Source organism: Bradyrhizobium genosp. SA-4 str. CB756 (assembly GCF_000473125.1).
In the GTDB taxonomy this organism is placed as follows: domain Bacteria; phylum Pseudomonadota; class Alphaproteobacteria; order Rhizobiales; family Xanthobacteraceae; genus Bradyrhizobium; species Bradyrhizobium arachidis.
On sequence record NZ_KI421499.1, the window covers coordinates 8,207,743 to 8,220,416 of the forward strand.

The following is a 12,674-nucleotide window of genomic DNA, read 5'->3' on the forward strand; positions in this document are numbered from 1 at the left end:
CATCATCAGCGCCGGCGGATGAAGCCGACGATGTCCTTCGAGAGGTTCATGGTCTCTTCGGCGATAGCGCGGGCGCGGTCGGAACCATCGTTCAGGATGGTGTCGATATGGCCGGGGTCGGCGACGAGGCGCTTCATCTCGCCGGCGATCGGCGCGAGCTTGGTCACACAGAGCTCCGCCAGCGCATTCTTGAAGCTGGAGAACTGGCCGCCGCCGAAATCCCTGAGCACGTCGGCCTTGGGGCGGCCGGAGAGCGCCGCGAAGATGCCGACCAGATTGTCCGCCTCGGGGCGTGCTTCCAGGCCCTTCTCCTCGGTCGGCAGCGGCTCCGGATCGGTCTTGGCCTTGCGGATCTTCTGCGCGATGGTGTCGGCATCGTCGGTCAGATTGATGCGCGAATTGTCGGATGCATCCGACTTCGACATCTTCTTGGTGCCGTCGCGCAAGCTCATCACGCGCGTCGCCGGGCCCGTGATCAAGGGTTCCGGCAACGGGAAGAACAGGCCGTCATTGGTGCCCTGCGCGCGGATGGAATCGCCGAAATCGTTGTTGAACTTCTGCGCGATGTCGCGCGAGAGCTCGAGATGCTGCTTCTGGTCCTCGCCGACCGGAACGTGGGTGGCGCGGTAGAGCAGGATGTCGGCGGCCATCAGCACGGGATAGTCGAACAGACCGACCGAGGCGTTCTCGCGGTCCTTGCCGGCCTTCTCCTTGAACTGGGTCATGCGGCCGAGCCAGCCCATGCGCGCGACGCAGTTGAAGATCCAGGCGAGCTCGGCGTGTCCGGAGACCTGGCTCTGGTTGAACACGATGTGCTTCTTCGGATCGATGCCGCTGGCGATGAAGGCCGCGGTGACTTCGCGGGTGTTGCGCGCGAGCTCGGCCGGGCCGCCCCAGACGTCCACGCCTTGCGTGATCGCGTGCATGTCGACGACGCAATAGATGCAGTTGTGGGTTTCCTGCATCTTCACGAAGTTGACGATCGCGCCGAGGTAATTGCCGAGATGCAGATTGCCGGTCGGCTGGACGCCCGAAAAGACCCGTTCAACGAATGGCATGGTAAGCCTTCCCATAGGTATTCGGCCGTCGTTTCCAACAGCGGCGCTGCCCCGTCAAGGGTAATTCGCGCCCCTCAAGCGCGCTGGTCCTGCGGGGCGGGCCGCTTCAAGGCACTGGCCGCCTCGCGCCAGGAGGCCGCGCCGAGGATTTGCAGCAGCAGGCCGTAGACGGCGATCCCGGCGCCGATCTGCGCGCCCAGCACGATGAAGCGGATCAGGCCGTGCGCTTCGGCCGGGATGAGATCCGCGGTCAGCCAGAGCAGGGCGCCCATGGCGGAAGCGGCGAGCACGATCCGCGGCAGCCGCTTTCGCGCGGCTGTATCGACCGAGAAGCCGAATTCGCTGGCGCCTTTCCGGAGCAGCGAAAGCGCGCTGCTCCAGGCGCCGGCCGCGATGCTCGCGGCGATCCCGCTCGCGCCGAAGAAATGGTCGAGCAGGACGGCGAGGGCGATTGCCACCACAAAGCCTTTGGCCGTGGCAATGAGCGGCGTCATCGTGTCGCTGCGGGCGAAGAAGGCCGGCGACAGCGCCTTGATCAGCACGTGGGCCGGCAGGCCCAGCGCCAGCCACATCAGCGCATGCGCGGTGGCGACGCTGTCCTCGGCGCCGAAGGCGCCATGCTCGAACAGCAGCCGCACGATCGGCTCGGCCAGCACGATCAGGCCGAGCGTCGCCGGCAGCGCCAGCCCCGTGGCAAGCTCCAGCGCGCGCGATTCCGCATGCGCCACCGCGTCGCGGTCGCCGCTCCCCACCGCGCGCGTCAGCTCCGGCACCAGCACGGTGCCCATGGCGACGCCGACGATGCCGAGCGGCAGCTCGATCAGGCGGTTGGCGAAATAGAGCCAGGATACGGCGGAGGGCGTCGCGGACGCGATGATCGCGCCGGCCACCATCAGCCATTGCGGGCCCGAGCTTGCGATCATGCCGGGGATCGCCTTGGCGAAAAAGCCGCGCATCTCCGTGTCGAAGCTGACGCGCAGCGGTGTCGCGAGGTTTGCACTTCGCTGTGACAACAACATCAGCAATTGCAGCAGGCCGGCGATGCCGACCGTGGCCGCCAGCATCCACGCGGCGAGAAGTGCATCGGCATGCCAGATGAGCAGTATCGCGATCGCGGCGATCAGCGCGACGTTGAACAGCAGCGGCGAGAACGCCGTCAGCGCCAACCGCCCCTGCGCATTCAAGAGCCCCATCAGCACCGTGACGGGGCCGGCGAAGGCGAGATAGGGCAGCATCAGCCGCGCGTTCTGGACTGCGAGATCGAGCGTCGCGCTGCCGAGAAAGCCCGGCGCGATGACCGTGATGATCAGCGGCATCACCAGCGCGATGACGACCGAGACCGCGATCAGCGCCACGCTGACCGTGCCGAGCACGCGTCCTGCGAAGGCGGAGGCGGCCGCCTCGCCGCCGCGCTCGCGGACGCGCAGCCAGGCCGGGATCAGGGCCGCATTCAGCGCGCCCTCGCTGAGCAGGCGCCGCACAACGTTGACGAGCTGGAACGCGGCCAGGAACGCGTCCGCCACCGCCCCGGTGCCGAGCAGCGCCGCGATCAGGGAATCGCGGGCAAAGCCCAGCAGCCGCGAGGCCAGTGTTCCCGTCGAAACGGTCAGGAAGGAGCGGATCATCGGCTGTTATAATACCGTTGCTTGCCCGTGCAGGCCCGGTCGTGATAGGCCGCGAGCCGGATTTCAGGCCGACAGGAAGCGGATTTTGCCGGTAATCGCAATCCGCCAAACAGGATCAAGGTGAATGGCTGACGTGAAATATGACGTTCTCGGCATCGGCAACGCGCTGTTCGACGTGCTGGTCCGGACCGATGAGGCCTTTCTGGCCAAGCATGCGATGACCAAGGGCAGCATGTCCCTGATCGACGAGGCGCGTGCCGCCACGATCTACGCAGACATGGGTCCGGCGACGGAAGTCTCGGGCGGATCTGCCGCCAACACTATCGTCGGCGTCGGCAGCCTGGGGGCCCGCGCGGCCTATGTCGGCAAGGTCAAGGACGACCAGATCGGCAAGCTCTATGTCCACGACATCCGCGCGGCCGGCGTCGCCTTCAACACGCCCGCCGCCAAGGACGGTCCCGCCACCGGCTGCTCCTACATCCTGGTGACCGGCGACGGCGAGCGCACCATGAACACCTATCTCGGCGCCGCGCAGGACCTCTCGCCCGCCGACATCGATCCGGCCGAGATCGCGTCTGCCGGCATCGTCTATCTCGAGGGCTATCTCTGGGACCCCAAGAACGCCAAGGACGCCTTCGTCAAGGCGGCCGGCATCGCACACGAGGCCAAGCGCAAGGTGGCGCTGACGCTGTCGGATTCCTTCTGCGTCGACCGCTATCGCGACGAATTCCTTGGCCTGATGCGCAACGGCACCGTCGACATCGTGTTCGCCAACGAGTCCGAGCTGCACTCGCTCTACATGACCTCGGATTTCGACACCGCGCTCAAGCAGCTGCGCAACGACGTCAAGCTCGGCGTCGTCACCCGCAGCGAGAAGGGCTGCGTGGTGGTGACGCCGACGGACGCGGTCGCCGCTCCGGCTTCGCCGATCAAGCAGTTGGTCGACACCACCGGCGCCGGCGATCTGTTCGCGGCGGGCTTCCTCTACGGCCTCGCGCGCGATCTGTCCCACAAGCAGTGCGGCGAGCTCGGCGCGCTTGCCGCCGCCGAAGTGATCCAGCACATCGGCGCCCGCCCGCAAGTGTCGCTGAAGGAATTGGCGAAACAGCGCGGGCTGACGGTTTAGGAAAGTCGCGCCTCAACCTCTGCTGTCATCGCCCGGCTTGACCGGGCGATCCAGTATTCCGAGACATCAGTGGATCATCGAGGAGCCGCGGCGTACTGGATCCCCCGCTTTCGCGGGGGATGACAATCGTCGTGGGGGCAGGGCCGTACGCCAAGTCGCCTCACGCCGCCTTCTGTCCGCTCCCCGCATCGAGCCCGGCATAGATTCCACGTTCGAATCCTGTGAAGGCCTCGATGCACTTGGCGTCGATGAACGGCAACACCTGCATGAGGATCACGCCGGAAACATCGCGCGCCGGGTCGATCCAGAAATAGGTGTTGGCGAGACCAGCCCAGGCGAGGCTGCCGGCACTGCGGCCCTCCGGCGTTTTGGCTGTGTTGATCAGGAAGGACAGTCCCCACTTCTTCACGATGTCAGGGAAGAGATCGACATCGTTGGTGTACATGGGCGCAACCGTCGTCATCTTGCCAATGGTGAGGTCGCCGATGTGGTTCTGGCCCATCAGCGCGACCGTTTCGGGCTTCAACACCTGGTTTCCGTTGCCGCGGCCCTTGCTGAGGATCATCTGGGTGAACTTGATGTAGTCGCCGGCAGTGCCGTAAAGGCCGCCACCACCCATGCAAAATTCCGGATTCTGCTCGATCTCGAACGGGATCGGCGCCAGCGATCCATCCTCGCCGCGAGCATGGGTGGTGACCAGCCGCTTGCGCATGTTGTCGGTGATCTTGAAGCCGGTGTCGCTCATGCCGAGCGGGGTGAAGAGATTGTCGCGCAGATAGGCATCGAGCCGCTTGCCGCTGACGGCTTCCACGGCCTTGCCGACGAAGTCGATGTTGATGCCATATTCCCAGCGCGTGCCGGGATCAGACATGATCGGCGTCTTCAGCGCGATGTCCTGGCAGGAGAAGATGTTCGGGGTTCCGGTCTTCTCCAAATAGAGTGCGAGATCGCCATTCCAAACATTGTAGGCAAAACCGGCGGTGTGGGTCATGAGCTGGCGCAGCGTGATCGGCCCCTTCGCCGGCCGCAGCTTCGGCTCGCCCGCGGCGTCGAAGCCTTCGAGCACCTGCGGCTTGGCGAGGTCGGGCAGCACCTCGCCGATCGGCTTATCGAGCGACAGCTTGCCTTGCTCGACCAGTTGCATCGCGCCCGCCGATGTCACCGCCTTCGTCATCGAGGCGATCCAGAACACGCTGTCCTCGGTCATCGCGTCGGGCTTCGACAAATCGCGTTTGCCGAACGCGCCATGATACAGCACGTCGCTGCCGCTCGCGGCGATGGCGACCACGCCGGGGATTTCCTTGGCGTCGCTTGTCTTACGCAGGATCTCGTCGATCTCGGCTTGGCTATGCATACGCGTTTCCTCCGGTTTGATTATTGTTGGAAGTGATCGATTGTCCTCCCTGAGGTCGCGTGCGGCAAGTCTCTCAACTTGCGCGCCGGTCGCGATGTCGTGACTTGACGGTGCGCTGTCGCCGCAGGACGACAACACGGGCTGAGGTGCAACACTCCGTCACAATCTGCGGTGGATGGCCGCAACTCGCCGTGACCTTGGATGGACGCAGGCGATATGTTTTCAGTGTTTGAAGCACTTGAAACATTTTGTGCGTTGCGGCGTTCAGCACATGGCCCGATCGGCGCCTGACGTTAGAACTTGATGCAATTTGCGGTCGTTCAAGACCGCGAGGGGGACCTCAAATGATTTCGACCTGGAGCGAATGGAAGCGCTATCCCCGTCCTGGACGAGGAGACAATCTGGAGGCGCCGATCTCGCCGGGCATTTACGAGGTCCGGATCGCCGGCACCGGCGCACTCTACTCGTTCGACGCGGTCGACAATCTCGCGCAGTCGCTGGCGCTGCTGCCGGTCGGCTCGAAGTCGTGGTTCGGCCGCCGCGACACCTCCGACGTTCCCGATCTCGAATACCGGACGTGTGCGACCTCATCGAAGGCCGATGCCAAGGCCGCCGCCGAGCGCATGATCGGCCGGCGCGAGACCTATATGAGCGGCGCGGCCTAAGGCCGCCCCCAGCTTAGCTCCCATCAGATGTGCGTTGCGGGACGGTGCATTGCGCGCCGTCTCTCCTTATATTCCGGGCCAATCGATGTCCCGAGGAGCAACGCCATGACCCCGACCGCCGCCGCACGCGCTCAACAATCTACCGCCACTCTGCGCGACCGGTTGAAGGACCCCTCGCTGCTGAAGGAAGCCTGCTACATCGACGGCGCTTGGGTCGGCACGCCGGTGTTCGCCGTCAACAATCCTGCGACCGGGGTCGAGATCGCCAAGGTCCCGCAGCTCGGTGCGGACGATACGACCAAGGCGGTCGAAGCCGCCGAGCGTGCGTTCCCGGCCTGGGCCAAGCACACCGCAAAACAGCGCTCCAACATTTTGCGCAAATGGTTCGAGCTGATCATCGCCAATCGCGAGGACCTTGCGCTGATCCTCACCTCCGAGCAGGGCAAGCCGCTGTCGGAAGCGCTCGGCGAGGTCGATATCGGCGCCGCCTATATCGAGTTCTTCGCCGAAGAGGCGCGCCGCGTCTATGGCGAGACCATCCCGACGCAGCGGCCGGATGCGCGACTGCTTGCGATCAAGCAGCCGATCGGCGTCTGCGGCGCCATCACGCCGTGGAATTTCCCGAACTCCATGATCACGCGAAAGGTGTCGCCGGCGCTGGCCGCGGGCTGCACCGTGGTGCTCAAGCCCGCCAACGAGACGCCGCTGTCGGCGCTGGCGCTGGCCGTGCTTGCCGAGAAAGCCGGCATCCCCAAGGGCGTGCTCAACATCATCACCGGTGACGCGCCGCCGATCGGCAAGGTGCTGTGCGAGCATCCGGCGGTGCGCTTCGTCGGCTTCACCGGCTCGACCGCGGTCGGCAAGATCCTCTACCAGCAGGCCTCCGTCGGCGTGAAGCGGCTCGGCCTCGAGCTCGGCGGCAATGCGCCGTTCATCGTGTTCGACGATGCCGACATCGATGCTGCGGTCGAAGGCGCCATCGTCTCGAAATACCGCAACATGGGCCAGACCTGCGTCTGCGCCAATCGCATCTACGCCCAGGACAAGATCTACGACGAGTTCGTGCAAAAGCTTTCGAAGAAGGTTGCGGCGATGAAGATCGGCGACGGCACCGAGAGCGGCGTCACGCAAGGGCCCCTGATCAACATGAAGGCTATCGACAAGGTCGAGCGCCACATCGCGGACGCGGTGAAGCGCGGTGCCAAGGTCGTCACCGGTGGCAAGCGCAGCGAGCTCGGTCGTTCGTTCTTCGAGCCGACGGTGCTCGCCGACGTCAAGCCGGACTCGCTGGTGTCGCAGGAAGAGACGTTCGGCCCGCTTGCGCCGGTGATCCGCTTCAAGGACGAGGCGGACGTCATTGCGATGTGCAACGCCTCGCCGTTCGGCCTCGCCTCCTACTTCTACTCCCGCGATCTCGGCCGCGTCTGGCGCGTCGCCGAAGCGCTGGAGTCAGGCATGGTCGGCGTCAACACCGGTCTGATCACCACGGAAGTCGCGCCCTTCGGCGGCGTCAAGGAAAGCGGCCTTGGCCGCGAAGGCTCGCGTCACGGCATGGAAGAATATGTCGAGATCAAATACGTGATGATGGCCGGGGTGTGAGGGCGTAGCTGTCTCCACAACCGTCATGGCCGGGCTTGACCCGGCCATCCACGACTTATCGGGACAGGCCCGGGCATCACGAGCGTCATCAGCGTTGCAGCTCAGGGCGAGCTGATCCAGGGACTGTCCACGTCTGCGACGAGGCTCTTCGCCCAATCGATGAACACCCGCACTTGTGGCGCCAAATGCTCGCGTGCCGGAAACATGATCGATAGCGGGCGATGGACGGGCCGCAACTTCGGCAGGACCCGCACGAGCATTCCGTTGTTCAGATATTCCTTGACGACGCAGCCGGGCACCTGGATCAGCCCCATGCCGGCGAGAGCGCACGCAAGGAAAGCCTCCGTGTCGTTCACGAGGATGCCGGTTTCCAGGCGAAGCTCGCGCTCGCCGGTCCCCCGCGGAAGACGCCAGGGGATGGCGACATGGCCCCGGCCCGAAAAATAATTGACTGCGCGATGACCCCTGAGGTCCGCGACACTTTCCGGAGTGCCGAACCTGTCGAGGTAAACAGGTGACGCGCAGATCAACATGGCCATCTTGGCGAGAACGCGCCCGACGAGGCTGCTGACCGGCAGGTCGCCGATCCTCAGCACGCAATCGATACCTTCTGCGATCAGATCGACCGGCTGATCGCTGACACCGAGGATGAGATCGATGTCAGGGTATTTTGCCTGGAAGTCCGGAAGATTTGGGATGATCAGTGGTTTGGCGATCGCAACGGGGATATCGACCCGCAGGCGTCCCTTTGGCGCGTCGCCGGCGCCGCCAAACAGGTTACGCGCTTCCCCGACCTCGTTGAGGATTGCGACCGAGCGATCATAGAACAATCGCCCTTCACTCGTCAGGGAGGTCTGGCGCGTCGTTCGATGCAGCAGTCTTGCGCCGATCGACTTTTCCAGTTCGCTCACGGCGTTCGTCACGGTGGGACGGGTCGCGCGAAGGGCCTCGGCCGCCCGCGTAAAACTCCTGTTCTCCGCAACGGCCACGAAGACTTTCAATTGCTGCAGAAAGTCCATGCGTCTTCTCCATCGGGCGCGATCTCAGCCGCACCCAGATTGTTATAAAATATCATAACAATAAAGTTCAAATTTCACCGCTTCCGACGAACAAAGGGCGGAGCTATCTCCGGGTCCGGCAATTGGCCGAGACGAAATCCGGAAAGGCAGGAGATGGCCCGCGTTGTTCGCTTTCACGAATATGGTGACGCCGACGTTCTCAAGATCGAGGACATCGAGGTCGCGGCTCCCGAAGTCGATGAAGTCCAGATCGTGGTGCGCGCGATCGGGCTCAATCGGGCCGAGGTCATGTTCCGGCGCAACGCTTACGTGCAGCAGGCGCAGTTTCCCAGCCGGCTGGGCTATGAGGCGGCGGGTATCGTCAAAGCGGTCGGCGCGTCGGTGAGTGATTTCCGTCCGGGCCAGTCGGTGAGCGTCATTCCGACCGAAGACATGGCGCGATGGGGCACGTACGGCGAAGTCATCAATATTCCGGCCCGCAATCTGGTGGTGCATCCGAAAAACCTCACCTTTGCGCAGGCCGCCGCATCGTGGATGAAATATGTCACCGCCTGGGGTGCGCTGATCGAGCAAGCGAATCTGAAGGCGGACGACTACGTCATCGTCACGGCGGCATCCAGCAGCGTCGGGACTGCGGCGTTTCAGATCGCGCGCGCGGTGGGAGCGACGATCATCGCGACGACGCGGAGCAGCGCGAAGCGTAAGGCGCTGCTGGATGCAGGTGCCCATCACGTCATCGCAACCGCCGAAGAGGATCTCGTCTCGCGGGTGATGGAGATCACGAGCGGCAAGGGAGCGCGCGTCGTATTCGATCCGATCGGTGGTCCCGCCATCGAGCAGTTGGCGCATGCGATGTCTCATCGTGGGATCTTGATCGAGTACGGCGCCTTGAGCCCGGATATGGGCGCGTTCCCCCAATTTGCCGTGCTCGGAAAGAGCCTCACAATCAAGGGCTATCTCTACAACGAGGTCGTCGATGACGACGACGTGCTGGCGCGCGCGAAGAGATACATCTCGGAAGGCCTTTCATCCGGGACGCTGAAGCCGGTGATCTCCCGAAGTTTCGAGTTCGATCAGATCCAGGAGGCAACGCGCTTCCTGGAGTCGAATGAGCAGATCGGAAAGATCGTCGTCACGGTCTGAGACCCGCAACACAGTTAGGGATGATGGAATGACGAACACGAACAACTGGCAGGCCGCCGGCCTGAACCGACGGAAAATCGGCGACTACATCGTCACTGCGATCGTCGACGGCGTCGTCAGCGTGCCGTTCGATCTCTTGTCCGGAATAGGACCTGACGAGGCGATGAGCATGACGGTGGCGACGGGACGTCATCCGTCATCCGCGATGACCGTCAGCGCCTATCTGATCGAGGGAAAAGGCCGGACCATATTGGTCGATGGCGGCGGCGGCGGCATCCACGGTTGGGGAGGGCGTTTGCATGCCTCGCTTGCCGCGGCCAATGTGAACCCGCTCGCGATCGACCAGATCCTGTTGACCCATGCCCATCCGGATCATGTCGGAGGTCTCGTCGGGGCCTTGCCGTCGGCGCCCCAGTTTCCAAACGCCGAGATCGTGATGCACGACGCCGAATTCGCCTTCTGGTCGGATGATGCGAATCTCAATCAGGCCCCGGACGCGATGAAGCCGTTCTTTCAGGCCGCCCGAAGTGTATTCGAGGCCTATGGCGCGCGGCGTCGGACGGTCAGTGCAGGGCAAGTCGCGCCCGGCATCGTGATCGAACATCTCCCCGGCCACACCCCCGGACATAGCGGCTACCGGATCGATGGCGGCGATGCGTCCCTGCTGATCTGGGGCGACATCGTTCACTATCCGGATATTCAGGTGCCCAGGCCCGACGTGACGATCGCGTTCGACGCCGATCCGCAGGCGGCCGCAGAAACCCGAAAGAAAATGCTGGAAAGAGTCTCCGCGACCGGAGAGCTCGTCGCCGGAATGCACCTCAATTTCCCCGGGTTCGCGCGGCTGTCGAAGAAGGGACAGTCGTTCGAAATCCGTCATGAACCCTGGTCCGCGGAGCTCATCTGAGCCGAGAGGGTATGCGCGCAAAGGCTCGCGTCACGGCATGGAAGAATATGTCGAGTTCAAATATGTGATGATGGCGGGGGTCTAAAGCCCTCGCTCGATCAATTCCGGCTTCGACGCAGTTGACTCGGACTGTATCCGAGTTCGCGGCGCATCCATTTGGCCAGATGAGATTGATGGGAAAAGCCCGCCTCCAGGGCGATGTCGCTGAGCTTGCGATCGCCCTGGAGGAGGAGCAGGCGTGCATGCTCCACCCGCCGTCTCAGGATGTAGCGATGGATCGTGACGTCCATGGCCGCCTTGAACCAGGTCCGCAGATGTGAGCTGCTGACGCCGGCCTCGCGGCAGAGAATGTCGATCGTGAGCGGCCGGTCGAGATTGGCATCGATATAGGCCAAAACCCTCTGGAGCTGCTCGTTCGACAGGCGCGCCGCCTGCGCCGGCGGATCATTCGTCAGGCTGAGCAGCTCCACCGCCAGGGCCATCCCAACATTTTCGGCAAACAGCGGACCGCTCGGCGAGCCCGCTTTCACGTCGCTTTCGAGCGCCTGTCCGAGCAGAATGATGCGGTCATTCCGCAGCATATGATGATGTGCGAGTCGGGCGGACGCCAATTGTCCGCTCCGGGATGCCGCATGATCGAGCATGCGCGGCGCGAGCCGGATCTGAAGCGATTTGTAGGGCGTTTCCGCGACGAAGCCGCCGATGGCGCCGGACGGAATCACATCGATATCGCCGGCCTGACGCAGAAACCTGTCTCCGGTCTCGAGGCAAAGTGAGCGCGTCGCAGGGCTGAGGTGGATGATGATCCGGTGATCGCCGATCGGCTCCAGCGCCACGGAATTCGGCTCGGTGCGCGTGGCCGCGGCGGTGCTGCCGGTCGATGTTGGCGCAGAACTCGATCTCGCACGCATGGCCGGCTCTTCGGGCCCCAAGGTCTTGGCAGAACGTGTCCGGTATTTGGCGCATCGTGCGCGATTTTCAACGGCAGGAGCGTCAAAGAACTCATCTGTCGTTTCGTGACACATGAGGAAGCAAAGTGAGTCATTACGTGATTGTCGGAGCTGGCCCGGTCGGGCGCGAAACCGCGCGCCTTCTGGCGGAGGAAGGGCACAGCGTCATCCTGACCAGCAGGAATGCCGGATCGCTCAGTGCCGGAGCTGTACGAACGGTTTCGTCGGATGCCACTGACGCCGCGCAGCTGGCGGCCCTGAGCAAGGGCGCCGACGCGATCTTCATGTGCGCCATGGCGGCCTATCATCGATGGCCGACCGACTTCTTTCCGATCATGGATGGAACGGTCAAGGCAGCCGAGCAGGTTGGCTCCCGGCTGCTCGTGGTCGGAAATGTCTATGGCTATGGCGCGCGGGCCGCGAGCCCTCTCACGCCGGACCTGGATCCGGACCCGACCAGTCGAAAGGGCACGACCCGGCACATCATGTGGCAGCGCGCCCTGCGATCGAGCGTTCCTGCGCTCGAGATTCGCGCCAGCGACTATCTCGGCGACGGTGCGGTCGCGTATTTTTCGCTGCTGGCGTTGCCGTCTCTCCTCAAGAACGGGCCTGTGGCCTTCCTCGGCGATCCGGATGCGGCGCATGCCTGGTCCTTCACCAAGGACACCGCGAAGACGCTGGTTGCCGCGTCGCGCTTCACCGGACAATGGGGGCGCGCCTTTCACGTGCCTTCGCAATCCGCGTCGGTGCGCGAACTGGTGCACCGATTCGCGGCCGCGCTGAAGATTGACGTCCCGAATCTGTCACGGCTCACCTCGGCCGACCTGGAAAGCATCGGCTTCGACGAGGGGATCGAGATGTCCTATCTGTTCGAGAAGCCGCTCCTGCTCGATGCCGGCGACACCGAGAAATTGCTGGGGGTCACTGCAAGCAGTCTGGACACGATGGTCCACGACACCTTGTCGCAACTGGTGGGCATGGGTGCAAAGAGGAAGGAAGCGAAATGAGTGAACTGGTGACCATCCCGTCCAGAACGACATCGCGATCTGGAACGAGCGAGATGCGGCAACGCGCCGGATGCTGATCGAGGGGGGCTTCAGCGAGGCGCATGTTTATATGTCGAGATCGAAATACGCGATGATGGCAGGGGCCTAACCGGCAGGAGGCGGCTCGAAAGCCGCCTCCTGCTCGTGCGTTTGCGCCGTTACAGGGGGCTTGCCAGCGCAGG

11 protein-coding genes are annotated in these 12,674 nt (G+C 63.8%); 6 read left to right on the forward strand and 5 right to left on the reverse strand.

The features are described from left to right. Nucleotides 1-5: 5 nt before the first annotated feature. Nucleotides 6-1,058 carry a tryptophan--tRNA ligase gene (gene trpS, locus BRAGE_RS0139705; RefSeq protein ID WP_027563935.1) on the reverse strand — a complete coding sequence of 351 codons (1,053 nt, stop codon included), beginning with the start codon at nucleotides 1,056-1,058 and terminating at the stop codon, nucleotides 6-8. A gap of 74 nt (nucleotides 1,059-1,132) precedes the next feature. Next, nucleotides 1,133-2,683: a murein biosynthesis integral membrane protein MurJ gene (murJ, locus tag BRAGE_RS0139710; RefSeq protein WP_027563936.1), complete on the reverse strand. Its 1,551-nt coding sequence runs from the start codon at nucleotides 2,681-2,683 to the stop codon at nucleotides 1,133-1,135. Nucleotides 2,684-2,807: 124 nt separating this feature from the next. On the opposite strand from murJ, the gene BRAGE_RS0139715 reads away from it, so the two are divergent. Beyond that, nucleotides 2,808-3,809 carry an adenosine kinase gene (locus BRAGE_RS0139715; RefSeq protein ID WP_027563937.1) on the forward strand — a complete coding sequence of 334 codons (1,002 nt, stop codon included), beginning with the start codon at nucleotides 2,808-2,810 and terminating at the stop codon, nucleotides 3,807-3,809. 160 nt (nucleotides 3,810-3,969) lie between these two features. Here BRAGE_RS0139715 and BRAGE_RS0139720 read toward each other — a convergent pair whose 3' ends face one another. Continuing rightward, nucleotides 3,970-5,163: a serine hydrolase domain-containing protein gene (locus tag BRAGE_RS0139720; RefSeq protein ID WP_027563938.1), complete on the reverse strand. Its 1,194-nt coding sequence runs from the start codon at nucleotides 5,161-5,163 to the stop codon at nucleotides 3,970-3,972. A 344-nt stretch (nucleotides 5,164-5,507) separates the two neighbouring features. Here BRAGE_RS0139720 and BRAGE_RS0139725 point away from each other — a divergent pair, with 344 nt between their 5' ends. Further along, complete coding sequence (locus BRAGE_RS0139725) at nucleotides 5,508-5,828, forward strand: hypothetical protein (RefSeq protein ID WP_027563939.1); 321 nt, start codon at nucleotides 5,508-5,510, stop codon at nucleotides 5,826-5,828. 105 nt (nucleotides 5,829-5,933) lie between these two features. After that, nucleotides 5,934-7,427: an NAD-dependent succinate-semialdehyde dehydrogenase gene (locus BRAGE_RS0139730; protein ID WP_027563940.1), complete on the forward strand. Its 1,494-nt coding sequence runs from the start codon at nucleotides 5,934-5,936 to the stop codon at nucleotides 7,425-7,427. A gap of 101 nt (nucleotides 7,428-7,528) precedes the next feature. Here BRAGE_RS0139730 and BRAGE_RS0139735 read toward each other — a convergent pair whose 3' ends face one another. After that, entirely contained in the window at nucleotides 7,529-8,446 is a 918-nt protein-coding gene (locus BRAGE_RS0139735; RefSeq protein ID WP_027563941.1) for a LysR family transcriptional regulator, read from the reverse strand. A 153-nt stretch (nucleotides 8,447-8,599) separates the two neighbouring features. Between BRAGE_RS0139735 and BRAGE_RS0139740 the strand changes: the two genes are divergently transcribed. Beyond that, the gene (locus BRAGE_RS0139740; protein WP_027563942.1) at nucleotides 8,600-9,589 is read left to right on the forward strand and encodes a zinc-dependent alcohol dehydrogenase family protein; all 990 of its coding nucleotides are present in this window, start codon (nucleotides 8,600-8,602) and stop codon (nucleotides 9,587-9,589) included. Nucleotides 9,590-9,617: 28 nt separating this feature from the next. After that, nucleotides 9,618-10,496 carry an MBL fold metallo-hydrolase gene (locus tag BRAGE_RS0139745; protein WP_035730578.1) on the forward strand — a complete coding sequence of 293 codons (879 nt, stop codon included), beginning with the start codon at nucleotides 9,618-9,620 and terminating at the stop codon, nucleotides 10,494-10,496. A 98-nt stretch (nucleotides 10,497-10,594) separates the two neighbouring features. Here BRAGE_RS0139745 and BRAGE_RS0139750 read toward each other — a convergent pair whose 3' ends face one another. After that, the gene (locus tag BRAGE_RS0139750; protein WP_159073972.1) at nucleotides 10,595-11,332 is read right to left on the reverse strand and encodes a helix-turn-helix transcriptional regulator; all 738 of its coding nucleotides are present in this window, start codon (nucleotides 11,330-11,332) and stop codon (nucleotides 10,595-10,597) included. A 212-nt stretch (nucleotides 11,333-11,544) separates the two neighbouring features. Between BRAGE_RS0139750 and BRAGE_RS50965 the strand changes: the two genes are divergently transcribed. After that, nucleotides 11,545-12,453, forward strand: a complete 909-nt coding sequence (locus tag BRAGE_RS50965) for an NAD(P)H-binding protein (protein WP_245161748.1) — start codon at nucleotides 11,545-11,547, stop codon at nucleotides 12,451-12,453. Nucleotides 12,454-12,674: the final 221 nt, after the last annotated feature.